This window comes from Klebsiella sp. P1CD1 (assembly GCF_003790505.1).
GTDB lineage: Bacteria > Pseudomonadota > Gammaproteobacteria > Enterobacterales > Enterobacteriaceae > Klebsiella > Klebsiella variicola.
This window is the reverse complement of sequence record NZ_CP033631.1, coordinates 1891822-1915601: the sequence shown is the minus strand read 5'-3', so window position 1 is coordinate 1915601 and position 23780 is coordinate 1891822. Positions and strand designations below refer to the sequence as shown.

Genomic DNA, 23780 nt, shown 5'->3' with positions numbered 1-23780 from the left:
CGCCAGGCCTTACAGCAGCGCCAGTAAAAAGAGTAATTCACCCAGCTCAATCGCCGCCCCGAGAGTATCCCCGGTCTGCCCGCCTAGGGTTCGCTTCAGCGCCCATCCCAGACCCCAGATCAGCACCAGGGTGATCAGCGCGGCGCGCAGGCCCTGCAGCCCCAGCAGGACGGTGGCCAGCGCTACCCCCATCGCCATCGTCACCAGCGTCTGCTGCAGGCTAACTTTGCCAATAAACAGATTGCCCAGCCCCTTTTCCCGCGCGTAGCGATGACGATACATCAGCAGCACCGCCATTCCGCGACCGACGGCGCAGGCCGCCGCCAGCGCGGCGATGGGGTGGGTATCGCGCAGCAGCAGCTCGCCGACCACCAGCACTTTCGCCACCAGCACGAAGATCAGCGCCAGCCCGCCGTGGGTGCCCAGCCGGCTGTCGCGCATGATCTCCAGCATCCGATCGCGGGTGCGGGCGGAGAAGATGCCGTCGCAGGTATCAGCCAGCCCGTCAAGGTGAAATCCGCCGGTCAGCAGCGCCAGCGCCAGCACGCCGAACAGCGCCGCCAGCGGGACGCCGCACCACGGCTGCAGGAGGAGCGCCACTGCGCCGGCGATGGCGCCGAGCAGTAAACCGACCAGCGGAAAGGTGACGATACTGCGCTGGTACTGTTCGATCTCCAGGCCCTGAGATAACCGCGCCGGGACCGGCAGGCGGCTGATAAACGAGAGTGCAGCAAAGAATGACTTAATCACGTGAGGTTGACTCCTGTCGGCGAAAGCAGCGGAAGAGTTCGGTCGCGCCCGGTCAGCACCTGAGTTTGTCTTCTGGCGAATCGATCGTCGGAGAGGTGAGAGGTGTTGAGATATCGCTCTGACGCCGCTGCGTCAGATGCCCGGCCAGGATGAGAGAAACCTTTCCGATATCAATACGTTTTCGCGGGGCAGTATAGCAAAGAGTCGGTGAGGAGAGTCAGTTGCCGGGACAAAGTTTTGCAGAAAAAGAGACGAATGGGGAGGTAGAGCAGAACAGCCCGGCGACGTCGATCGCCGCCGGACCGGCAGGGATTAGCCTTCGACTTTGGCTTCGCCCATCACTTTCAGTTTTTTGGAGATGTCGCGGCGCTCTTTGGACAGCTCGGCATTTTTGATGATGTAATCATCAACGCGATCTTCGTAATCACTCTTCATGCTGGCGATGATGCCCTGGATAGCTTCCACGCTCATGCCCGGTTTGATGTAGTCGCTGAGGTTGTCCAGCAGCAGAACGCGCTTCTGGTTATCACGGATCTTTTTCTCAACGTCCTGAATTTCACGCTGCAGTTTGTTCTTACGACGGTACAGACGAACAAACTCCAGTACGTCCTGGAAAGAAGGCTTAGTTGTTTCCATTTTTACACCCCTAATAATTGAGATTCGGATTCGTAAAGCGACTGCGTTATAGGGCTAACATAACTGCTAGCAGTCGCTGATGACAATGTTTTTTCCTTTGCGTTTATCATAACCCTAAACGCTGCTGAATCGAAACAACCCATGCAGTTACCCGGTGCATCTGGTGCTTATTTGCGCAACGCGCGGCAGATCAGATGCGACAGCAGCTCCAGCTGACGCGCCAGTTCAATCGAGAGCCAAACATAGCCATGAATTGGGGTTTCCGCCAGGCTGTCGTCACCCTGCTCTTTCATCAGCTGGCGCAGTTCGAGAACGATCTCATTCAGCTTTTCATTGTTGGCGCGCACAGGCTGAGGGTTCCCTTCATACAAGGCGTGGGCGATGGCCAACAGCGTCTGCTGGGTCATCTGCTGCGTCTCCCGCAGGGTGTGCGCATTGAGCATCACAAAATGACCCGGACGGGTGGCCCACCAGGCGTTGATCTGCAGCTCCAGCATGCAGACGAGGTTGCGGCTGACGGTCTGGATAGCCTCGAAGATCGCCTTCTGGATGTGCGTCTCTTTGCTGGCGGGGGTGATCAGCCCGCGCATTTTGACGACGTCGTTCAGCGCCTGTTGGAGATGCTTTTCCAGCCGCGGCCGATCCACCAGATTTGGCGAGAAGCCGGCCTGGTAGAGGCGGTTAAAGTTGGTGACATAGCTGGCCATCTGGATGCGCCAGTGGATGAACGCCCGCTGCGGCCAGATACCGGTAAACAGCATCGCCAGCAGCGAGCCGAAGATCACGTCGCCGCTTCGCCACAGCGCGGTATGCATATCGCCGGGCGGCGCCCCGACCACCACCGACAGGGTAATGCCGATCAGCAGTGCCTGATAGGGTTTCTTGCCCAGCGCCAGCCAGCCGCAGAGGAACATCGCCGCCGCGCACCAGAGGACCATCAGCGGCAGGGAGATGAGCTCAAGCTTCAGCGCCACCAGCCCCAGCGCCGAGCCGAGGATCGTGCCGCCGATGCGCTGAAACGCCCGCGGCACGACGTTGCCCCAGAAGGAGATCGGACCCATCACCACCACCAGGGTGATGAGAGGCCAGGTCCCCTCAGGCACGTTCAGCAGCCGCACCAGCAAAAAAGTGAGCACAAAGGCCAGCGCAATCCGCACGCCATGCACCACCCGATAATGGCGATACAAGCGGATCTCAAATGGCTTGAGTGATTTATCAGCGCGCACAACCCTCTCCGGCAAAACGAAAAGGCCAATTGTAACTGCTTTTTCGCCCGGAGCGTGCCGGGAATGTAAAAATCCTTGTCCGGAACAGGGGTAAACCGCTACGACGCGACGCGCTCAACGGGGACATACATGTCGATATCCCAGTAGCCGTCGTGGTTGCCGTCGTTGAGATAGATCTCAAAACAGGGCCTGGGGGCCACGCGATACGTTGTGCTCTGCAGCAGGCTGTCGAAAAACTGCATCCACGGGGTGGCAAAATCGTAATCCACCACCCGCGCGCGGGCGCAGGCGTAATCCCCGCCGGCAACCGCCGCCAGTATCACCCCTTCGCTGTTGGCGGGAATGACGTAATCCTCGTCAACGGCGACCACGGTGGCGCAGCGCAGTTTTTCCGCCGGCACTTCCTCCGGGTTATCGTAGTAGACGGCAAGCCATTCACGGGCGGGCACCTGATGGTTCTCAACCCACATCATCAGTTGCTCAAACCCCTGCTTGACCGTTTGATCCCAGGGCCCGACCAGATGGAAACCGGCAATGGTTTTCTTGCCGAGGGTGGTGATACTGTAGTTCATCTTGCCTCCTTTGGGGATAAATGACTGTATGAATATACAGTTAATTTAACAGGAGATCCCCCCTCAGTATGTGCGCGAATTCACAGAGTCGCCATCACACTGCTGAAAAAACAGGCGCCCCGCCAGCAGGAGCGACAGACGAAAAAAAACCGCCTGCAAAGAGGCGGTTATCATGGTTACAGCTCGTGGTGCAGGTAATCGCTCATTCGCGAGAACACCCCGCCTTTATTGATGCTTTCGAGGGTGACCAGCGGATAGTGCCCCACCACCTTGTCGCCGTCATACAGCGAAATCTCGCCGACCCGCTGGTTGGCGGCGATCGGCGCCTCCAGATCCTTCTTATCCAGCACATATTTCGCTTTAATCCGCGACACTTCCGCCTTCGGCAGCGCTAACCAGAAATCCTGATCGGTGCCGAGCTTAATCTGCTCTTTATCGCCGTACCAGATGCGTTCGGTGCCGACCTTCTGGCCTTTCTGCAGCACCTGCACGGTGTCAAAGTTCTGCTGCCCCCAGTGCAGTAGTTTAGCGGCCTGCTGCTCGCGGCCTTTCGGACTGTCCGCCCCCATCACCACGGCGATCAGCCGGCGCTGGCCATCCACCGCCGAGGCGATCAGGTTGAACCCGGCGCCCGAGGTGTGGCCCGTTTTCAGGCCATCGACGTTCATGGTTTTATCCCACAGCAGACCGTTACGGTTTTGCTGGGTGATCCCGTTCCACGTCAGGCTTTTCTGGCTGTACATGTGGTAGACGTCAGGTTCGCCATGAATAATCGCCCGCGACAGCACCGCGAGGTCATAGGCCGAACTGTGCTGGCCCGGAGCGTCGAGGCCGTGGACGGTTTCGAAATGGGTGTCCCGCAGGTGCAGTTTTTCGACATACTGATTCATCAGGGCGACAAACTGCGGCTGGCCGCCGGCGACATAGTCGGCCAGCGCGACGCAGGCGTCGTTACCCGAGTCGACAATCAGCCCACGGCTGAGGTCGCGGACGCTGACCCGATCCCCTGGTTTTAAGAACATCAGGGATGACCCGTCGAACACCGGGTTGCCCTTCGCCCAGGCGTCTTTACCCACGGTGACGATGTCGTCAAAGGTGATACGATGGCTGTCGATGGCGCGGTCGACCACGTAGCCGGTCATCAGTTTGGTCAGACTGGCAGGATTGCGCTGCTGATGTTCGTTACCCGCGGTCAGGACCTGACCGGTGGTGTAATCCATCAGCACCCAGGAGCCAGCCTGAATAGCCGGTGGCGCGACCGTAGCAGGGAAGTCGACGGCAAATGCGCAGGAAACGCTCGAAGCGAGCAAAGATACAGCAATAAACAAACGGCCTTTCAACGGCATATCCTCTAGATTTACAGATCCGCCGTCCTTTTTACGGAACTTCGCGTTTCATATCAGGGTTTAATTGCAAGAAAATATGACACAGCAGAGGAAGTTGCTTGCCGTTACCCTTCTGATGACCGGGCAAATCGTTTACCATACCGGTCGCACGCCACCACGGATAATGAACAGACTATGCAAGATAGCGTCAACCAGCCCGGATTTTTATTCCACGATTATGAAACCTTCGGCACCAGCCCTTCCCTCGACCGGCCGGCGCAGTTCGCCGCCATCCGCACCGACGCGGAGCTGAACGTGATCGGCGAGCCCGAGGTGTTTTACTGCAAGCCCGCTGACGATTATCTGCCGCAGCCGCAGGCGGTGATGATCACCGGGATCACCCCGCAGGAAGCGCTGGCCAAAGGGGATAATGAGGCCGCGTTTGCCCGCCGCATCCACGATCTGTTCACGGTGCCGCAAACCTGCATCGTCGGCTATAACAACGTGCGCTTTGATGACGAAGTGACGCGGAATATCTTTTATCGCAACTTCTATGACCCTTATGCCTGGAGCTGGCAGCACGATAACTCGCGCTGGGATCTGCTCGACGTGATGCGCGCCTGCTATGCCCTGCGTCCGGAAGGGATCACCTGGCCGGAGAATGACGAGGGTTTGCCCAGCTTCCGGCTTGAACATCTGACCGTCGCCAACGGTATTGAACACCAGAACGCCCATGATGCGATGGCCGATGTGTACGCCACCATCGCCATGGCGAAGCTGGTGAAAACCCAGCAGCCACGGCTGTTTGATTATCTCTACAGCCACCGCAATAAGCGCAAGCTGGCGACGCTCATCGACGTGCCGCAGATGAAACCGCTGGTGCATGTCTCCGGCATGTTTGGCGCCGCGCGCGGCAACACCAGCCTGGTGGCGCCCCTGGCCTGGCATCCGGAAAACCGCAATGCGGTGATTATGGTCGATCTGGCGGGCGATATGGCGCCGCTGCTGGAGCTCGATGCCGATGCCTTGCGCGAGCGGCTTTACACCCCGCGCGCCGAGCTTGGCGATCTGCCGGCGGCGCCGATCAAGCTGGTGCATCTCAATAAATGTCCGGTGCTGGCTCAGGCCAATACCCTGCGCCCGCTGGATGCCGACCGGCTGGGGATCTCCATTCAGCGCTGTCTGGAGAATGCCCAGCTGCTGCGGGCGAATCCGCAGGTGCGCGAGAAAGTGGTGGCGGTCTATGCCGAAGCCGAGCCGTTCGTGCCGTCCGAAAACGTCGACGCCCAGCTTTACAATGGGTTCTTTAGCGATGCCGATCGCGCGGCGATGAAAATCGTGCTGGAAACCGAACCGCGCAATCTGCCGGCGCTGGATATTACCTTCGCCGATAAGCGTATCGAACGCCTGCTGTTTAACTACCGGGCGCGCAACTTCCCCGGCACGCTCGATGAACATGAGCAGCAGCGCTGGTTAGAGCACCGTCGTCAGGTGTTTACGCCAGAGTTTTTGCAGGCCTATGCCGATGAGCTGCAGATGCTGTATCAGCAGTATGCGGATGATAAAGAGAAGCTGGCGCAGCTGAAGGCGCTGTGGCAATACGCACAGGATATTGTCTGATTGGCTGACATTCCCGGGTTGCGGCTAACGCCTTACCCGGGCTACAAACGATGGCTGGACTCGTAGCCCGGGTAAGACGCCTCGCGTCGCACCCGGGAACGTTGCTTAGCTTTTCGCGCGGCTGGCGATGATTTCATCCGCCACATTACGCGGCGCTTCCGCGTAATGGTGGAACTCCATGCTGTAGGTTGCCCGTCCCTGAGACATCGAGCGCAGCGTGGTGGAATAACCAAACATCTCCGCCAGCGGCACGTCGGCGCGGATGATCTGGCTGCCGAAGCGCTCTTCCATCCCCTGCACCATCCCGCGACGGGAAGAGAGATCGCCCATAATATTCCCGGCGTACTCTTCCGGCGTCTCCACCTCGACGTGCATCACCGGCTCAAGGATCACCGGATCCGCTTTGCGCGCGCCTTCCCGGAAGCCAAAGATCGCCGCCATGCGGAACGCCATCTCCGAGGAGTCCACGTCGTGGTACGACCCGAAGGTCAGGGTCGCTTTCACGTCAACCACCGGATAGCCCGCCAGCACGCCGGTGCCCATCGCTTCGCGCAGTCCTTTCTCCACGGAAGGGATGTACTCGCGTGGCACCACGCCGCCTTTGGTGGCGTCCTCGAAGACGAAACCGCTGCCCGGCTCCAGCGGCTCCAGGGTCAGCACGACGTGCCCGTACTGCCCTTTGCCGCCGGACTGGCGCACAAATTTGCCTTCCACGTCCGTCACTTTCTTGCGCAGGGTTTCGCGGTAGGTGACCTGCGGACGACCAATGTTGGCCTCGACGCCAAACTCGCGCTTCATCCGGTCGACAATGATCTCCAGATGCAGCTCGCCCATGCCGGAGATAATCGTCTGGCCAGACTCTTCATCGGTATGTAGACGGAACGACGGATCTTCCGCCGCCAGCCGCTGCAGCGCGATGCCCATTTTCTCCTGATCCGCTTTGGTCTTCGGCTCGATGGCCAGCGAAATCACCGGCTCCGGAAACTCCATCCGTTCGAGGGTAATGATCGCATCCGGATCACACAGCGTATCACCGGTGGTCACATCCTTCAGACCGACGCAGGCCGCGATATCCCCGGCGTGCAGTTCGTCAACTTCGTGGCGGTCGTTGGCCTGCATCAGCACGATACGCCCGATGCGCTCTTTCTTGCCCTTCACCGGGTTCCACACCGCATCGCCTTTCTTCAGCGTCCCGGAGTAGACGCGGATAAAGGTCAGCTGGCCGACGTAGGGGTCGGTCATCAGTTTAAACGCCAGCGCCGACAGCGGCTCATCGTCGCTCGGATGGCGTTCCGCCGGCTGGCCTTTCTCATCAACGCCTTGTATCGCCGGAATATCCAGCGGCGACGGCATCAGCTCCACCACCGCATCGAGCATGCGCTGCACGCCTTTGTTTTTAAAGGCGCTCCCGCAGAGCACCGCCTGGATTTCCCCCTTCACCGTGCGCTGGCGCAGACCGGCAACGATCTCCGCCTCGTCCAGCTCACCGGTTTCCAGGTATTTATCCATCAGCTCATCGCTGGCTTCCGCCGCCGCCGAGACCATTTTCTCCCGCCACTGCTGTGCCGTCGCCAGCAGATCGTCAGGGACAGGCCCATAGCTGAAGGTCATGCCCTGGGTGGCGTCATCCCACAGGATGGCGCGCATTTTCACCAGATCGACAACGCCGGTGAAATGCTCTTCGGCGCCAATGGGGATCACAATCGGCACCGGGTTAGCCTTCAGACGGTCGATCATCATCTGCACCACGCGGAAGAAGTCCGCCCCGGGGCGGTCCATCTTGTTGACGAAGGCCAGCCGCGGAACGTGGTATTTATTCGCCTGGCGCCAGACGGTCTCTGACTGGGGCTGCACCCCGCCGACGGAGTCATACACCATCACCGCGCCGTCGAGCACGCGCATGGAACGTTCCACCTCAATGGTGAAATCCACGTGCCCCGGGGTGTCGATGATATTGATCCGGTGCGGCTCGAAGCTGCGGTCCATACCCGGCCAGAAGCAGCTTACCGCCGCCGAGGTAATGGTGATCCCGCGCTCCTGCTCCTGGGCCATCCAGTCGGTGGTTGCCGCGCCATCGTGTACTTCACCCAGCTTATGGCTCATCCCGGTGTAAAACAGGATGCGCTCGGTGGTGGTGGTTTTACCGGCATCGATATGCGCGGAGATACCGATGTTGCGATAACGTTCGAGGGGGATGGGTCGGGGCATGATGCGTCCTTAGTCGTTTTGACTGTCAGTCTGCGGTCGGAATGATCCGCAGTTCATTTAACTGCCGCCTATCATAGTACAACTGTACGAGTATATTCGAACTATTTTTGCTATTATTACGATTGGTCAGGTTGCGGCGGCGCGCGTGGCATCAGAACCGGAGTTTGGGTATAGTAGCCGCCAGCCGCCGATATGGGCTGCGGCTGCCATGCGCCGCGCCACCGCCGACACAGGATTATTATGATCGCCAATCACCCCGAACGAGAACAAATTCGCCTGGAAAATGTCCTTTCCGCGCTCGGTAACCCACTGCGACTGGAGATCATCCGCACGCTGGCCGACGGCAGCGAGCTGAGCTGCAACGCTCTGCGCCAGGAAGAGGTGGCCAAGTCCACCATGACCCACCACTGGCGCGTCCTGCGCGACAGCGGTGTGATCTGGCAACGGCCTCAGGGACGGGAGAACATGATTTCGCTGCGCCGGGAAGATCTGGACGCCCGTTTTCCCGGCCTGCTGGATACGCTGCTGAACGTGATGCAGCAGCCGTGAATCGCTAACCGACAGCCTACTCCTCTCCCGCCAGCCGCTGATACTGCCTGAAACGGGCCCGGGCATCGTCCTCCGTTTGCCGGAACAGCGCGTCCGCCAGATCCGGCGTGGTTTTGTGCAGCGCGGCGTAGCGCACCTCGCCGAGCAAAAAGTCGCGGAAACTCTCTTCCGGCTCTTCGGAGTCCAGTATAAACGGCGTTTTGCCCTCGGCTTCCCGCTGCGGATGATAGCGCCACAGGTGCCAGTATCCCGCCTCCACCGCCCGCTTCGCCTCGCGCTGACTGCAGCGCATCCCGGCTTTCAGGCCGTGGTTGATACAGGCGGCATAGGCGATCACCAGCGACGGTCCCGGCCAGGCCTCGGCCTCGGCGATGGCCCGCAGGGTCTGATCTTTATCGGCGCCCATGGCGATCTGGGCAACGTAAACATTGCCGTAGCTCATCGCCATCATGCCGAGATCTTTTTTACGCGTGCGTTTCCCCTGAGCGGCAAATTTGGCGATCGCCGCCACCGGGGTCGACTTGGACGACTGGCCGCCGGTGTTGGAGTAGACCTCGGTATCAAACACCAGAATATTGACGTCTTCCCCACTGGCCAGCACATGATCGAGGCCGCCGAAGCCGATATCGTAGGCCCAGCCGTCGCCGCCGAAGATCCACTGCGAACGCCGGACGAAATAGTCGCGGTTCTGCCAGAGCTGCTCCAGCAGCGGGACGCCCTCTTTTTCCGCCGCCAGCAACGCACTGAGGCGGTCCGCGCGCTCGCGGGTCCCCTCCCCCTCATCCTGCTGCGCCAGCCACTGCCGCATCGCGGCGTGAAGCGCGTCGCTGACTGGCAGCGCCAGCGCGGCGGTCAGCTCCTCGGCGATCTGTTGGCGGATCGCCTGGCCGCCAAGCATCATGCCGAGACCGAACTCGGCGTTATCCTCAAACAGCGAGTTTGCCCACGCCGGTCCGTGGCCGCGATGGTTGGTGGTATAGGGCATCGAAGGCGCGCTGGCGCCCCAGATCGAAGAGCAGCCGGTGGCGTTGGCGATCAGCATCCGGTCGCCAAACAGCTGGGTGATAAGCCGGGCATAGGGCGTTTCTCCGCAACCCGCGCAGGCGCCGGAAAACTCCAGCAGCGGCGTTTCGAACTGGCTGCCTTTGACCGTCGTTTTGCGAAACGGGTTATCTTTTGGCGCCAGTCCCAGGGCGTAATCCCAGACCGGAGCCATCGCACGCTGGCTGTCGAGGGAGACCATCTGCAGCGCCTTGCCGCGCGACGGGCAGCTCTCCACGCAGTTGCCGCAGCCGGAGCAGTCCAGCGGCGAGATAGCCAGATGATAGTGATAGTCTTTGGCCCCCTGGGCGGGTTTACTCAGCAGCCCGGCGGGAGCCGTGTCCTGCTCTTCAGCGCTCAGTAACGCCGGGCGGATCGCCGCATGCGGGCAGACAAAGGCGCATTGGTTACACTGGGTACAGCCGTCAGGCTGCCAGACCGGCACCTCCAGCGCGATGCCGCGCTTCTCCCAGGCGGCGGTGCCGGAGGGAAAGGTGCCATCTTCCATCCCGGCGAAGGCGCTCACCGGCAACAGGTCGCCACGCTGGCGGTTCATGGGCTGCAGGATATCGCGGATGAAGTCCGGCATCAGGGCGCTCGCCTGCGGTGCCGGCGCCTCGAGGGTCGCCCAGTGGGCGGGTACCGTCACCCGGTGCAGCGCCGCCATCCCCAGCTCGATAGCCCGCTGGTTCATCTCAATGACGCTCGCCCCTTTGCTGCCATAGCTTTTCTCCACCGCCTGCTTGAGATAGTCTGCCGCCGTTTGCGGATCGATAATCGCCGTCAGCTTAAAGAACGCCGCCTGCATCAGCATGTTAAAGCGCCCGCCGAGGCCCAGCTCGCGGGCAATGTCCACCGCATTAAGGGTATAAAAGTCGATCTTTTCCTGCGCCAGATAGCGCCGGACGCTGACCGGCAGGTGCTGCTCCAGCTCTGCCTCGGACCAGCTGCAGTTGAGCAGAAAGGTGCCTCCTGGCTTCAGCCCCTCCAGCAGGTCGTAGCGATCGACATAGGATTGCTGAGAGCAGGCGATAAAATCGGCCCGGTGGATCAGGTAGGGCGAGGTGATCGGCCGGTCGCCAAAGCGCAGGTGCGAAACGGTGATCCCCCCGGACTTTTTCGAGTCGTAGGAAAAGTAGGCCTGGGCGTAGAGTGGCGTGTTATCGCCGATGATCTTGATGGCGCTTTTGTTCGCCCCGACGGTGCCGTCCGAGCCCATCCCCCAGAATTTACAGGCGGTGATCCCGGCATGGGAGACCGCCAGCGGTTCCTGCCGGGCGGGCAGCGAGGTAAAAGTGACATCATCGACAATACCCAGGGTAAAGCCGTCCTTCGGCAGCGGCTGCCTGAGGTTGTCAAACACCGCGGCGATATCGTTGGGCAGCACGTCCTTACCGCCGAGCGCGTAGCGTCCGCCGACGATCAGCGGCGCATCGTCGCGTTGATAGAAGGCGTTCTTGACGTCGAGGCACAGCGGTTCCGCCTGCGCCCCCGGCTCTTTGGTACGGTCAAGGACGGCAATACGCTGCACGCTGCCGGGCAGTTGCGCGAAAAAGTGCGCCAGCGAGAACGGCCGATAGAGATGGACGCTGAGCAGCCCCACCTTCTCCCCCGCCGCATTCAGCGTCTCCACCACCTCCTGGACGGTGTCGCACACTGAGCCCATGGCGATAATCACCCGCTCGGCATCCGGCGCGCCGTGGTAATTAAACAGGTGATATTCCCGCCCGGTCAGCGCGGTGATCTTCGCCATATAGCTTTCCACCAGATCGGGCAGTGCGAGGTAGAAGCGGTTACCGGCCTCCCGCTCCTGGAAGTAGATATCCGGATTTTGCGCGGTGCCGCGGATCACCGGATGATCCGGGTGCAGCGCCTGCCGACGAAAGCGCTCCAGCGCCGGCCGGTCCAGCAGCGTCGCCAGTTGCTCATACGTCAGCACCTCAATCTTCTGTATTTCGTGCGAGGTGCGAAAGCCGTCGAAAAAGTTGATAAACGGGATCCGCCCGGCGATCGCCGCCAGGTGCGCCACCGCCGACAGGTCCATCACCTGCTGAACGTTATTCTCCACCAGCATGGCGCAGCCGGTCTGGCGTACCGCCATCACGTCCTGATGGTCGCCAAAAATATTCAGCGAATTGGTCGCCAGCGCCCGCGCGCTGACGTGAAAAACACCCGGCAGCAGTTCACCGGCAATTTTGTACAAATTGGGGATCATCAGCAGCAGCCCCTGCGACGCGGTGTAGGTGGTGGTGAGCGCTCCCGCCTGCAGCGCGCCGTGCACCGCCCCGGCGGCACCGGCTTCGGATTGCATTTCCATCAGGCGCACCGGCTGGCCAAACAGATTCTTTTTCCCCTTAGCGGCCCATTCATCGACATTTTCCGCCATCGGCGTGGAGGGGGTGATGGGGTAGATGGCCGCCACGTCGGTAAAGGCGTAGGAGATCCAGGCCGCCGCCGTGTTGCCATCCATTGTTTTCATGTTTCCGGACATCGTTCAATCCTCAAAGGTGAGCGTTCTCTTTACCGCGGCAGCCCGCGGCAAACCCTGTCACCTCTCCAAGCACAGCCTGTGCCAGCTCGCGAATTGCCGCCTGTCACTCATCAATTCAACAGGTTAAGGGAAGAAACGCGCAGGCCCGTCCGGCGGGATTGCGGGGAATAAGACACTGTGCGCGACAAGCTGTTGAACAGGTGACAAAGCGCCGCGCCGGGCCCGTGGCGGGAAATTGTTCTGTTTCGCACATTTGGTAGCGTTATTGTGCCGTTTGCTCAGCCTCCCGGCACGGCTGTTTTACAAAAAAACACTTATTTATCAAATGACTGAGCAAAAATTCGCAGCTGGTACGTTCCCTGCACTTCTCTGCTGGCAAACACTCAACAACAGGAGAAGTCACCATGACCATGCGTCAATGCGCTATCTACGGTAAAGGCGGTATCGGTAAATCCACCACCACCCAGAATCTCGTCGCGGCCCTCGCCGAGATGGGTAAGAAAGTGATGATCGTCGGCTGCGATCCGAAAGCGGACTCCACCCGTCTGATCCTTCACGCTAAAGCCCAGAACACCATCATGGAGATGGCGGCGGAAGTGGGCTCGGTCGAGGATCTGGAGCTCGAAGACGTGCTGCAAATCGGCTATGGCGATGTCCGTTGCGCCGAATCCGGCGGCCCGGAGCCAGGCGTCGGCTGCGCCGGACGCGGGGTGATCACCGCCATCAACTTCCTCGAGGAAGAAGGCGCCTATGAGGAAGATTTGGATTTCGTCTTCTATGACGTCCTCGGCGACGTAGTCTGCGGCGGCTTCGCCATGCCGATCCGCGAAAACAAAGCCCAGGAGATCTACATCGTCTGCTCCGGCGAGATGATGGCGATGTATGCCGCCAACAATATCTCCAAAGGGATCGTGAAGTACGCAAAATCCGGCAAGGTGCGCCTCGGCGGCCTGATCTGTAACTCGCGCAAAACCGACCGGGAAGACGAACTGATCATCGCCCTGGCGGAGAAGCTTGGCACGCAGATGATCCACTTCGTTCCCCGCGACAACATTGTGCAGCGCGCGGAGATCCGCCGGATGACGGTGATCGAGTACGACCCGACCTGTCAGCAGGCGAATGAATATCGTCAACTGGCGCAGAAGATCGTCAATAACACCAAAAAAGTGGTGCCAACGCCGTGCACCATGGACGAGCTGGAATCGCTGCTGATGGGGTTCGGCATCATGGAAGAAGAAGACACCAGCATCATTGGTAAAACCGCCGCTGAAGAAAACGCGGCCTGAGCACAGGATCCTCACCATGACCAACGCAACAGGCGAACGTAACCTTGCGCTCATCCAGGAAGTCCTGGAGGTGTTTCCCGAAACCGCGCGCAAAGAGCGCAGAAAGCACATGATGATCAGCGATCCGCAGATGGAGAGCGTCGGCAAGTGCATTATCTCGAACCGTAAATCGCAGCCCGGGGTGATGACCGTGCGTGGCTGCGCCTATGCGGGCTCGAAAGGGGTGGTGTTTGGGCCAATCAAAGACATGGCCCATATCTCGCACGGCCCCATCGGCTGCGGCCAGTACTCGCGCGCCGGACGGCGCAACTACTATACCGGCGTCAGCGGTGTCGACAGCTTCGGCACCCTGAACTTCACCTCTGATTTTCAGGAGCGCGATATTGTTTTCGGCGGCGATAAAAAGCTGACCAAACTGATCGAAGAGATGGAGCTGCTGTTCCCGCTGACCAAAGGGATCACCATCCAGTCGGAGTGCCCGGTGGGCCTGATCGGCGATGACATCAGCGCCGTGGCCAACGCCAGCAGCAAGGCGCTGGATAAACCGGTGATCCCGGTGCGCTGCGAAGGCTTTCGCGGCGTATCGCAATCGCTGGGCCACCATATTGCCAACGACGTGGTGCGCGACTGGGTGCTGAACAATCGCGAAGGGCAGCCGTTTGCCAGCACCCCGTATGATGTTGCCATCATTGGCGATTACAACATCGGCGGCGACGCCTGGGCCTCGCGCATTCTGCTGGAAGAGATGGGGCTGCGCGTAGTGGCGCAGTGGTCCGGCGACGGCACCCTGGTGGAGATGGAGAACACCCCATTCGTTAAGCTTAACCTCGTCCACTGCTACCGTTCGATGAACTATATCGCCCGCCATATGGAGGAGAAACATCAGATCCCGTGGATGGAATATAACTTCTTCGGCCCGACCAAAATCGCCGAATCGCTGCGCAAGATCGCCGATCAATTTGATGACACCATTCGCGCCAATGCGGAAGCGGTGATCGCCAAATATGAGGGGCAGATGGCGGCCATCATCGCCAAATATCGCCCGCGGCTGGAGGGGCGCAAAGTGCTGCTGTACATGGGGGGGCTGCGACCGCGCCACGTCATCGGCGCCTATGAGGATCTCGGGATGGAGATCATCGCCGCCGGCTACGAGTTTGCCCATAACGATGATTACGACCGCACCCTGCCGGACCTGAAAGAGGGCACCCTGCTGTTTGACGATGCCAGCAGCTATGAGCTGGAGGCCTTCGTCAAAGCGCTGAAACCTGACCTCATCGGCTCCGGGATCAAAGAGAAATATATCTTCCAGAAAATGGGGGTGCCGTTCCGCCAGATGCACTCCTGGGACTATTCCGGCCCCTATCACGGCTATGACGGCTTCGCCATCTTTGCCCGCGATATGGATATGACCCTGAACAATCCGGCGTGGAACGAACTGACTGCCCCGTGGCTGAAGTCTGCGTGATTGCCCCTTCACTGTCCCGTCAGTCCACCGATTTGTGGCGCGGGAGGAGAACACCATGAGCCAAACGATCGATAAAATTCACAGCTGTTATCCGCTGTTTGAACAGGATGAATACCAGACCCTGTTCCAGAATAAAAAGACCCTTGAAGAGGCGCACGACGCGCAGCGTGTGCAGGAGGTTTTTGCCTGGACCACCACCGCCGAGTATGAAGCGCTGAACTTCCAGCGCGAGGCGCTGACCGTCGACCCGGCCAAAGCCTGCCAGCCGCTCGGCGCCGTACTCTGCGCGCTGGGGTTCGCCGGCACCCTGCCCTACGTGCACGGCTCCCAGGGCTGCGTCGCCTATTTTCGCACCTACTTTAACCGCCATTTTAAAGAGCCGGTCGCCTGCGTCTCCGACTCCATGACCGAGGACGCGGCGGTGTTCGGCGGCAACAACAACATGAATCTGGGCCTGCAGAATGCCAGCGCGCTGTATAAACCCGAGATTATCGCCGTCTCCACCACCTGTATGGCCGAGGTGATCGGCGACGATCTGCAGGCGTTTATCGCCAACGCCAAAAAAGAGGGATTTGTTGACGACAGCATCGCCATTCCTTACGCCCATACCCCCAGCTTTATCGGCAGCCATGTCACCGGCTGGGACAATATGTTCGAAGGGTTCGCGAAGACCTTTACCGCTGACTACGCCGGGCAGCCGGGCAAACAGCAAAAGCTCAATCTGGTGACCGGATTTGAGACCTATCTCGGCAACTTCCGCGTGCTGAAGCGGATGATGGCGCAGATGGATGTCCCGTGCAGCCTGCTCTCCGACCCATCAGAGGTGCTCGACACCCCTGCCGACGGCCATTACCGGATGTACGCCGGCGGCACCAGCCAGCAGGAGATCAAAACCGCGCCGGACGCCATTGACACCCTGCTGCTGCAGCCGTGGCAGCTGGTGAAAAGCAAAAAGGTGGTTCAGGAGATGTGGAACCAGCCCGCCACCGAGGTGGCCGTTCCGCTGGGCCTGGCTGCCACCGACGCGCTGCTGATGACCGTCAGTCAGCTGACCGGCAAACCGATCGCCGACGCTCTGACCCTGGAGCGCGGCCGGCTGGTCGACATGATGCTGGATTCCCACACCTGGCTGCATGGCAAAAAATTCGGCCTCTACGGCGATCCGGATTTCGTAATGGGGCTGACGCGCTTCCTGCTGGAGCTGGGCTGCGAGCCGACGGTGATCCTCAGCCATAACGCCAATAAACGCTGGCAAAAAGCGATGAAGAAAATGCTCGATGCCTCGCCGTACGGTCAGGAAAGCGAAGTGTTCATCAACTGCGACCTGTGGCACTTCCGGTCGCTGATGTTCACCCGTCAGCCGGACTTTATGATCGGTAACTCCTACGGCAAGTTTATCCAGCGCGATACCCTGGCGAAAGGCAAAGCCTTCGAAGTGCCGCTGATCCGTCTGGGCTTTCCGCTGTTCGACCGCCATCATCTGCACCGCCAGACCACCTGGGGCTATGAAGGCGCAATGAACATCGTCACGACGCTGGTGAACGCCGTGCTGGAAAAACTGGACCACGACACCAGCCAGTTGGGCAAAACCGATTACAGCTTCGACCTCGTTCGTTAACCATCAGGCGCCCCGCCGCAGGCGGGGCCAGGAGGGAGTATGCCCATCGTGATTTTCCGTGAGCGCGGCGAGGCGTTGTATGCCTATATCGCCAAACAGGATCTGGAGGCCCGGGTGCTCCAGGTCGAACATGACGAGACGGACCGCTGGGGCGGCGCGATTGCCCTCGAGGGGGGACGTCGCTACTACGTCAATCCGCAGCCGGGGCGACCCGTCTTCCCGATAAGCCTGCGCGCCACCCGCAGCACGCTGCTATAAGGAGCTGGAAATGTCCGACAACGATACCCTTTTCTGGCGTCTGCTGGCGCTGTTCCAGACGCTGCCGGAGCTGCAGCCGGTGCAAGTCGTCGACTGGCTGGCGCAGGAGTGCGGCGAAACGTTGACCCCGGCACGGTTAACCACCCTGACGCAGCCTCAGCTGGCCGCCAGCTTTCCTTCGGCGACGGCGGTGATGTCCCCGGCCCGCTGGGCACGGGTCATCGCCTGCCTGCAGGGGGTGCTGCCCGGCCATTTGCGCATCGCCCGCCCCCCTCAGCGAACGCCGCAGCTGCGGGTCGCTTTTTGCTCGCAGGATGGCCTGGCCATCAATGGTCATTTTGGCCAGAGCCGGCTGTTTTTTATCTATGCCTTCGATGACCAGGGCAGCTGGCTGGCGGATCTGCGCCGCTATGCGTCTTCTTCTGCGGCGTCGGACGCCAGCGAGATGCGCGCCAGGCTGCTGGAGGATTGCCATCTGCTGTTTTGTCAGGAGATTGGCGGGCCTGCCGCCGCGAGGTTGATCCGCCATCAGATCCATCCGATGAAAGCGCCGCCGGGCACGACGATTCAGGCTCAGTGCGACGCGGTAAGCACGATGCTGGCCGGTCGGCTGCCGCCGTGGCTGGCGAAGCGCCTCAACCGGGATAACCCTCTGGAGGAACGTGTTTTTTAATCGTTGCGTTTTGCTTGTTGCCCGCCGACCCCGCGGGCCTTTTTTTGCCCCCGCAGGGAACATTCTTTCAGCAAGGCAAGCGCCGCAGGACAGGGACAAAAGTAACAGCCGGGGGTTGGGCGCATCAGGAAAATTGGCGAGAACGCAGGCGCGCATCCAGGACTGGCCGCCAGGACGGCGGCCAGAGGGCGGTCGAGACAAGGATGTCGAGTCCGCCCGTTCCGCCAGATGAAGCCGGAGTGGAGCGGACCGCGCAGCGGCAATTTTCAGCGCCATGCTGGGGGTCATGGGGGGCGGGCGAAACGCCCCCCATGCCGTTCACCCGCAGAGGGCGCAATGAAATAGTGAGGAAGGTCAGTGAACGGAATATTCCACCTTATCGACCCTTCCCGTCATTCGCCAATATGCGGCAATACTGTCGCGGTAAATCCAGTTATCAGCGCGATAAATCATGCCTTCCCCCTGTTTGATTGTTGCCTTTGTCGCAAAACCCACAACCCTTTTCCCTTAAAAATCAATCTCCCTCTCCCTGGAGCGCGAATTGCATCACTTCTCCGGTCTCCCACCGTCAACGAGGTCACTATGAAGGGAAAGGAAATTCTGGCACTGCTGGACGAACCCGCCTGCGAGCACAACCAGAAGCAAAAATCCGGCTGCAGCGCTCCTAAGCCCGGCGCTACCGCCGGCGGCTGCGCCTTCGACGGCGCGCAGATAACGCTCCTGCCCATCGCCGACGTCGCGCACCTGGTGCACGGCCCCATCGGCTGCGCGGGCAGCTCGTGGGATAACCGCGGCAGCGTCAGCGCCGGCCCGGCCCTCAACCGGCTCGGCTTTACCACCGATCTCAACGAACAGGATGTGATTATGGGCCGCGGCGAACGCCGCCTGTTCCACGCCGTCCGTCACATCGTCGACCGCTATCATCCGGCGGCGGTCTTTATCTACAACACCTGCGTACCGGCGATGGAGGGGGATGACCTGGAGGCCGTCTGCCAGGCCGCACAGACCGCCACCGGCGTCCCGGTCATCGCCATTGACGCCGCCGGTTTCTACGGCAGTAAAAATCTTGGCAACCGAATGGCGGGCGACGTGATGCTCAGGCAGGTGATTGGCCAGCGCGAACCGGCCCCGTGGCCAGACAACACGCCCTTTGCCCCGGCCCAGCGCCACGATATCGGCCTGATTGGCGAATTCAATATCGCCGGCGAGTTCTGGCAGGTCCAGCCGCTGCTGGATGAGCTGGGGATCCGCGTCCTCGGCAGCCTCTCCGGCGACGGCCGCTTTGCCGAGATCCAGACCCTGCACCGGGCGCAGGCCAATATGCTGGTGTGCTCGCGCGCGCTGATCAACGTCGCCCGGGGGCTGGAGCTGCGCTACGGCACGCCGTGGTTTGAAGGCAGCTTCTACGGGATCCGCGCCACCTCCGACGCCTTGCGCCAGCTGGCGACGCTGCTGGGGGATGACGACCTGTGCCGCCGCACCGAGGCGCTGATCGCCCGCGAAGAGCAGGCGGCGGAGCAGGCGCTGGCGCCGTGGCGCGAGCAGCTCCGCGGGCGCAAAGTGCTGCTCTATACCGGCGGCGTGAAATCCTGGTCGGTGGTCTCGGCCCTGCAGGATCTCGGCATGACCGTGGTGGCCACCGGCACGCGGAAATCCACCGAGGAGGACAAACAGCGGATCCGTGAGCTGATGGGCGACGAGGCGGTGATGCTTGAGGAGGGCAATGCCCGCACCCTGCTCGACGTGGTGTACCGCTATCAGGCCGACCTGATGATCGCCGGCGGACGCAATATGTACACCGCCTGGAAAGCCCGGCTGCCGTTTCTCGATATCAATCAGGAGCGCGAGCACGCCTACGCCGGCTATCAGGGCATCATCACCCTCGCCCGCCAGCTCTGTCTGACCCTCGCCAGTCCCGTCTGGCCGCAAACGCATACCCGCGCCCCGTGGCGCTAGGAGAACACCATGGCAGACATTATCCGCAGTGAAAAACCGCTGGCGGTGAGCCCGATTAAAACCGGGCAACCGCTCGGGGCGATCCTCGCCAGCCTCGGGCTGGCCCAGGCCATCCCGCTGGTCCACGGCGCCCAGGGCTGCAGCGCCTTCGCCAAAGTTTTCTTTATTCAGCATTTCCATGACCCGGTGCCGCTGCAGTCGACGGCCATGGATCCGACCGCCACGATCATGGGGGCCGACGGCAATATCTTCACCGCGCTCGACACCCTCTGCCAGCGCCACAGCCCGCAGGCCATCGTGCTGCTCAGCACCGGTCTGGCGGAAGCGCAGGGCAGCGATATCGCCCGGGTGGTGCGCCAGTTTCGTGAGGCGCATCCGCGCCATAACGGCGTGGCGATCCTCACCGTCAATACCCCGGATTTTTTTGGCTCTATGGAAAACGGCTACAGCGCGGTGATCGAGAGCGTGATCGAGCAGTGGGTCGCGCCGACGCCGCGTCCGGGGCAGCGGCCCCGGCGGGTCAACCTGCTGGTCAGCCACCTCTGTTCGCCAGGGGATATCGAATGGCTGGGCCGCTGCGTGGAGGCCTTTGGCCTGCAGCCGGTGATCCTGCCGGACCTCTCACAGTCAATGGATGGCCACCTCGGTGAAGGGGATTTTACGCCCCTGACCCAGGGCGGCGCCTCGCTGCGCCAGATTGCCCAGATGGGCCAGAGTCTGGGCAGCTTCGCCATTGGCGTGTCGCTCCAGCGGGCGGCATCGCTCCTGACCCAACGCAGCCGCGGCGACGTGATCGCCCTGCCGCATCTGATGACCCTCGACCATTGCGATACCTTTATCCATCAGCTGGCGAAGATGTCCGGACGCCGCGTACCGGCCTGGATTGAGCGCCAGCGCGGCCAGCTGCAGGATGCGATGATCGACTGCCATATGTGGCTTCAGGGCCAGCGCATGGCGATGGCGGCGGAGGGCGACCTGCTGGCGGCGTGGTGTGATTTCGCCCGCAGCCAGGGGATGCAGCCCGGCCCGCTGGTCGCCCCCACCAGCCACCCCAGCCTGCGCCAGCTGCCGGTCGAGCAAGTCGTGCCGGGGGATCTTGAGGATCTGCAGCAGCTGCTGAGCCACCAACCCGCCGATCTGCTGGTGGCTAACTCTCACGCCCGCGATCTGGCGGAGCAGTTTGCCCTGCCGCTGATCCGCGTCGGTTTTCCCCTCTTCGACCGGCTCGGTGAGTTTCGTCGGGTCCGCCAGGGGTACGCCGGCATGCGAGATACGCTGTTTGAGCTGGCCAATCTGCTGCGCGACCGCCATCACCACACCGCCCTCTACCGCTCGCCGCTTCGCCAGGGCGCCGACCCCCAGCCGGCTTCAGGAGACGCTTATGCCGCCCATTAACCGTCAGTTTGATATGGTCCACGCCGACGAGTGGTCGATGAAAGTCGCCTTCGCCAGCTCCGATTACCGCCACGTCGATCAGCATTTCGGCGCCACGCCGCGGCTGGTGGTCTACGGCGTCAAAGCCGACCGGGTCACCCTGCTGCGGGTGGTGGAGTTCCCGGTCGCCAGCGGTCACCAGACCGAGAAGATAGCCGAGCGCATCCATGCCCTTGAGGATTGCGTCACCCTGTTCTGCGTGGCGATTGGCGAGGCGGTTTTTCGCCAGCTGCTGCAGGTGGGCGTCCGCGCCGAACGTGTCCCAGACCAGACCACCATCCTCGGCTTGCTGCAGGAGATCCAACTCTCCTGGTATGAAAAAGCGCAGCGCCGCAGCGCGCGGCAACGCGATCCGCAGCGCTTTAACCGCCTGCTGGAGGAGCCGGCGTGGCGGGAGGAACCCGACCCGCTCCCCTGATCCTGTCGTTTATGTGACAAAGCCCACAAAACGCCACAACAGTGTCGGCCCTGTCGGGGGCGATTAACCCGCCAGGTCATTAACAAATAAGGTTTTTATGCGTTGGTATCGCAATTGCTTGGGGGTCAGTACCACCGCCAGTCTGCGGTGTACCGCGCCCCGGCGTTTTCGTCATCATCCCTGGAGCTGACAGCATGTGGAACTACTCCGAGAAAGTGAAAGACCATTTTTTTCATCCCCGCAACGCGCGCGTGGTCGACAACGCCAACGCGGTGGGCGATGTGGGTTCATTAAGCTGCGGCGATGCGCTGCGCCTGATGCTGCGGGTTGATCCGCAGACCGAGATCATCGAGGAGGCGGGCTTCCAGACCTTCGGCTGCGGCAGCGCCATCGCCTCCTCTTCCGCGCTGACGGAGCTGATTATCGGCCACACCCTGACCGAAGCCGGGCAGATCACCAACCAGCAGATCGCCGACTACCTCGACGGTCTGCCGCCGGAAAAAATGCACTGCTCGGTGATGGGCCAGGAAGCGCTGCGTGCGGCCATCGCCCATTTTCGCGGCGAAAGCCTTGAGGAGGAGCATGAGGAGGGCAAGCTGATCTGTAAATGCTTCGGCGTCGACGAAGGGCATATTCGCCGGGCCGTGGTGAACAATGGCCTGACCACCCTCGAGGAAGTGATCAACTACACCAAAGCCGGCGGCGGCTGCACCGCCTGCCATGAAAAAATTGAGCTGGCGCTGGCGGCGATCCTCGCCCAACAGCCGCCAGCCCCCCTGCCAGCGGAGACGACCCACGATGCGCACTGGCAAAGCGTGGTCGATACCATCAACGAACTGCGCCCGCACATTCAGGCCGACGGCGGCGACATGACGTTGCTCAACGTCACCCCGCGTCAGGTGACCGTCAGCCTCTCCGGCAGCTGCAGCGGCTGCATGATGACCGACATGACCCTCGCCTGGCTGCAGCAAAAGCTGATGGAGCGTACCGGAACTTACATGGACGTGGTGGCGGCCCCGGCCGCGGTTAACTAACCCAAGGGGGATACGATGAAACCTGTTTATCTCGATAACAACGCCACCACCCGTCTCGACCCGATGGTTCTCGACGCGATGATGCCCTTTTTAACCGACTTTTACGGCAACCCTTCGTCGATACACGATTTTGGTCTGCCGGCGCAGGCGGCCCTTGAACGGGCGCACCAGCAGGTGGCCGCCCTGCTCGGGGCCGACTACCCCAGCGAGATCATCTTTACCTCCTGCGCCACCGAGGCCACCACCACCGCTATCGCCTCGGCGGTGGCCCTGATGCCGGAGCGGCGCGAGATCATCACCAGCGCGGTCGAACATCCCGCCACTCTGGCGGTGTGCGAGCAGCTGGAGCGCCAGGGATACCTGATCCACCGTATCGCCGTGGATCAGCAGGGCGCCCTGGATATGGCGCAATTTCGGGCGGCGCTTAGCCCGCGCGTGGCGCTGGTCAGCATCATGTGGGCCAATAACGAAACAGGCGTCATGTTCCCGGTGCCCGAACTGGCGGAGCTGGCTCATGAGCAGGGCGCGCTGTTTCACTGCGACGCGGTGCAGGTGGTGGGCAAAATCCCGATGGCGCTCAGCCAGACGCGGATCGATATGCTCTCCTGCTCGGCGCATAAATTCCACGGTCCCAAAGGGGTGGGCTGCCTCTGGCTGCGGCGGGGAACGCGTTTTCGCCCGCTGCTGCGCGGTGGCCACCAGGCGCATGGCCGGCGGGCCGGTACGGAAAATATCAGCGGCATTGTCGGAATGGGCGCCGCCAGCGAGCTGGCGCAGGTTCATCTGCCGGGCATGGCGCAGATTAGCCAACTGCGCGATCGTCTTGAACAACATCTCCAGGCCACTATCCCGGCGGTGACGGTGATGGGCGGCAGCCAGCCGCGGGTGCCCGGCACTCTCAATCTGGCCTTCGAGTGTATCGAGGGCGAGGCAATCCTGCTGCTGATGAATCAGGCCGGGATCGCCGCCTCCAGCGGCAGCGCCTGCACCTCCGGCTCGCTGGAGCCGTCGCACGTCATGCGGGCAATGAATATCCCCTACACTGCGGCCCACGGCACCATCCGCTTCTCCCTCTCACGCTATACCCGGGAAAAAGAGATCGACTACGTCATCGCCACCCTGCCGTCGGTTATCGACCGGCTGCGCGCCCTGTCGCCCTACTGGCGACAGGGTCAGCCGCACCTGCAGGATGGCGCCTTCACGCCGGTCTACGGCTAAGG

The 23780-nt window shown here is 61.3% G+C and carries 19 protein-coding genes; 12 read left to right on the top strand and 7 right to left on the bottom strand.

Annotation, left to right across the window (positions count from 1 at the left end; genetic code table 11):
- Positions 1-9: 9 nt before the first annotated feature.
- From cobS to dacD, 5 genes are all read right to left on the bottom strand, one after another.
- Positions 10-750 (bottom strand): adenosylcobinamide-GDP ribazoletransferase, encoded by a 741-nt coding sequence (gene cobS, locus DTA24_RS09620; protein ID WP_008804142.1) that lies wholly within the window; start codon positions 748-750, stop codon positions 10-12.
- 312 nt (positions 751-1062) lie between these two features.
- Complete coding sequence (locus DTA24_RS09615) at positions 1063-1386, bottom strand: DUF496 family protein (RefSeq protein ID WP_002911883.1); 324 nt, start codon at positions 1384-1386, stop codon at positions 1063-1065.
- A 167-nt stretch (positions 1387-1553) separates the two neighbouring features.
- Positions 1554-2612, bottom strand: a complete 1059-nt coding sequence (locus tag DTA24_RS09610; protein WP_004203544.1) for an FUSC family protein — start codon at positions 2610-2612, stop codon at positions 1554-1556.
- 98 nt (positions 2613-2710) lie between these two features.
- Entirely contained in the window at positions 2711-3184 is a 474-nt protein-coding gene (gene sbmC / locus DTA24_RS09605) for a DNA gyrase inhibitor SbmC (protein ID WP_012967620.1), read from the bottom strand.
- A 176-nt stretch (positions 3185-3360) separates the two neighbouring features.
- Positions 3361-4524, bottom strand: a complete 1164-nt coding sequence (gene dacD, locus DTA24_RS09600) for a serine-type D-Ala-D-Ala carboxypeptidase DacD (RefSeq protein WP_016161444.1) — start codon at positions 4522-4524, stop codon at positions 3361-3363.
- 180 nt (positions 4525-4704) lie between these two features.
- Here dacD and sbcB point away from each other — a divergent pair, with 180 nt between their 5' ends.
- Complete coding sequence (gene sbcB, locus DTA24_RS09595; protein WP_084441349.1) at positions 4705-6129, top strand: exodeoxyribonuclease I; 1425 nt, start codon at positions 4705-4707, stop codon at positions 6127-6129.
- Positions 6130-6234: 105 nt separating this feature from the next.
- Here the strand turns inward: sbcB and fusA are convergent, their stop codons facing one another.
- Positions 6235-8337 (bottom strand): elongation factor G, encoded by a 2103-nt coding sequence (gene fusA, locus DTA24_RS09590; protein ID WP_008804137.1) that lies wholly within the window; start codon positions 8335-8337, stop codon positions 6235-6237.
- A gap of 240 nt (positions 8338-8577) precedes the next feature.
- Between fusA and DTA24_RS09585 the strand changes: the two genes are divergently transcribed.
- Complete coding sequence (locus DTA24_RS09585) at positions 8578-8886, top strand: ArsR/SmtB family transcription factor (RefSeq protein WP_008804136.1); 309 nt, start codon at positions 8578-8580, stop codon at positions 8884-8886.
- Between the two features lie 16 nt (positions 8887-8902).
- Here DTA24_RS09585 and nifJ read toward each other — a convergent pair whose 3' ends face one another.
- Positions 8903-12418: a pyruvate:ferredoxin (flavodoxin) oxidoreductase gene (nifJ, locus tag DTA24_RS09580; protein ID WP_016161447.1), complete on the bottom strand. Its 3516-nt coding sequence runs from the start codon at positions 12416-12418 to the stop codon at positions 8903-8905.
- 404 nt (positions 12419-12822) lie between these two features.
- On the opposite strand from nifJ, the gene nifH reads away from it, so the two are divergent.
- From nifH to nifS, 10 genes are all read left to right on the top strand, one after another.
- Positions 12823-13704 carry a nitrogenase iron protein gene (nifH, locus tag DTA24_RS09575; protein ID WP_123836746.1) on the top strand — a complete coding sequence of 294 codons (882 nt, stop codon included), beginning with the start codon at positions 12823-12825 and terminating at the stop codon, positions 13702-13704.
- Between the two features lie 16 nt (positions 13705-13720).
- A complete protein-coding gene (nifD, locus tag DTA24_RS09570; RefSeq protein WP_012541112.1) occupies positions 13721-15169 on the top strand; it encodes a nitrogenase molybdenum-iron protein alpha chain in 1449 nt (482 codons plus the stop codon).
- Between the two features lie 55 nt (positions 15170-15224).
- A complete protein-coding gene (nifK, locus tag DTA24_RS09565) occupies positions 15225-16787 on the top strand; it encodes a nitrogenase molybdenum-iron protein subunit beta (RefSeq protein ID WP_008804133.1) in 1563 nt (520 codons plus the stop codon).
- A gap of 39 nt (positions 16788-16826) precedes the next feature.
- Positions 16827-17045: a putative nitrogen fixation protein NifT gene (gene nifT / locus DTA24_RS09560; RefSeq protein WP_004203557.1), complete on the top strand. Its 219-nt coding sequence runs from the start codon at positions 16827-16829 to the stop codon at positions 17043-17045.
- 10 nt (positions 17046-17055) lie between these two features.
- The gene (locus tag DTA24_RS09555) at positions 17056-17718 is read left to right on the top strand and encodes a NifB/NifX family molybdenum-iron cluster-binding protein (RefSeq protein WP_039104102.1); all 663 of its coding nucleotides are present in this window, start codon (positions 17056-17058) and stop codon (positions 17716-17718) included.
- A 582-nt stretch (positions 17719-18300) separates the two neighbouring features.
- Positions 18301-19674: a nitrogenase iron-molybdenum cofactor biosynthesis protein NifE gene (nifE, locus tag DTA24_RS09550; RefSeq protein ID WP_012967613.1), complete on the top strand. Its 1374-nt coding sequence runs from the start codon at positions 18301-18303 to the stop codon at positions 19672-19674.
- Between the two features lie 9 nt (positions 19675-19683).
- Positions 19684-21069, top strand: a complete 1386-nt coding sequence (gene nifN, locus DTA24_RS09545) for a nitrogenase iron-molybdenum cofactor biosynthesis protein NifN (RefSeq protein ID WP_008804130.1) — start codon at positions 19684-19686, stop codon at positions 21067-21069.
- The gene (locus tag DTA24_RS09540; RefSeq protein WP_008804129.1) at positions 21056-21526 is read left to right on the top strand and encodes a NifB/NifX family molybdenum-iron cluster-binding protein; all 471 of its coding nucleotides are present in this window, start codon (positions 21056-21058) and stop codon (positions 21524-21526) included. The genes nifN and DTA24_RS09540 overlap by 14 nt, the downstream gene beginning before the upstream one ends.
- Positions 21527-21720: 194 nt before the next feature.
- Complete coding sequence (gene nifU / locus DTA24_RS09535; protein ID WP_016161450.1) at positions 21721-22560, top strand: Fe-S cluster assembly protein NifU; 840 nt, start codon at positions 21721-21723, stop codon at positions 22558-22560.
- A gap of 15 nt (positions 22561-22575) precedes the next feature.
- Positions 22576-23778, top strand: coding sequence for a cysteine desulfurase NifS (gene nifS / locus DTA24_RS09530; RefSeq protein WP_023297938.1), 1203 nt, complete (start codon positions 22576-22578; stop codon positions 23776-23778).
- Positions 23779-23780: the final 2 nt, after the last annotated feature.

Excerpts from the sequence above, each read along its gene's own strand:
- sbmC (WP_012967620.1), bottom strand. The coding sequence starts at position 3,184 with ATGAACTACAGTATCACCACCCTCGGCAAGAAAACCATTGCCGGTTTC.
- sbcB (WP_084441349.1), top strand. The coding sequence starts at position 4,705 with ATGCAAGATAGCGTCAACCAGCCCGGATTTTTATTCCACGATTATGAA.
- nifN (WP_008804130.1), top strand. The coding sequence starts at position 19,684 with ATGGCAGACATTATCCGCAGTGAAAAACCGCTGGCGGTGAGCCCGATT.
- nifD (WP_012541112.1), top strand. The coding sequence starts at position 13,721 with ATGACCAACGCAACAGGCGAACGTAACCTTGCGCTCATCCAGGAAGTC.
- DTA24_RS09540 (WP_008804129.1), top strand. The coding sequence starts at position 21,056 with ATGCCGCCCATTAACCGTCAGTTTGATATGGTCCACGCCGACGAGTGG.
- nifJ (WP_016161447.1), bottom strand. The coding sequence starts at position 12,418 with ATGTCCGGAAACATGAAAACAATGGATGGCAACACGGCGGCGGCCTGG.
- nifH (WP_123836746.1), top strand. The coding sequence starts at position 12,823 with ATGACCATGCGTCAATGCGCTATCTACGGTAAAGGCGGTATCGGTAAA.
- DTA24_RS09615 (WP_002911883.1), bottom strand. The coding sequence starts at position 1,386 with ATGGAAACAACTAAGCCTTCTTTCCAGGACGTACTGGAGTTTGTTCGT.
- nifK (WP_008804133.1), top strand. The coding sequence starts at position 15,225 with ATGAGCCAAACGATCGATAAAATTCACAGCTGTTATCCGCTGTTTGAA.
- DTA24_RS09585 (WP_008804136.1), top strand. The coding sequence starts at position 8,578 with ATGATCGCCAATCACCCCGAACGAGAACAAATTCGCCTGGAAAATGTC.
- DTA24_RS09555 (WP_039104102.1), top strand. The coding sequence starts at position 17,056 with ATGTCCGACAACGATACCCTTTTCTGGCGTCTGCTGGCGCTGTTCCAG.
- nifE (WP_012967613.1), top strand. The coding sequence starts at position 18,301 with ATGAAGGGAAAGGAAATTCTGGCACTGCTGGACGAACCCGCCTGCGAG.
- nifU (WP_016161450.1), top strand. The coding sequence starts at position 21,721 with ATGTGGAACTACTCCGAGAAAGTGAAAGACCATTTTTTTCATCCCCGC.
- nifS (WP_023297938.1), top strand. The coding sequence starts at position 22,576 with ATGAAACCTGTTTATCTCGATAACAACGCCACCACCCGTCTCGACCCG.
- nifT (WP_004203557.1), top strand. The coding sequence starts at position 16,827 with ATGCCCATCGTGATTTTCCGTGAGCGCGGCGAGGCGTTGTATGCCTAT.
- fusA (WP_008804137.1), bottom strand. The coding sequence starts at position 8,337 with ATGCCCCGACCCATCCCCCTCGAACGTTATCGCAACATCGGTATCTCC.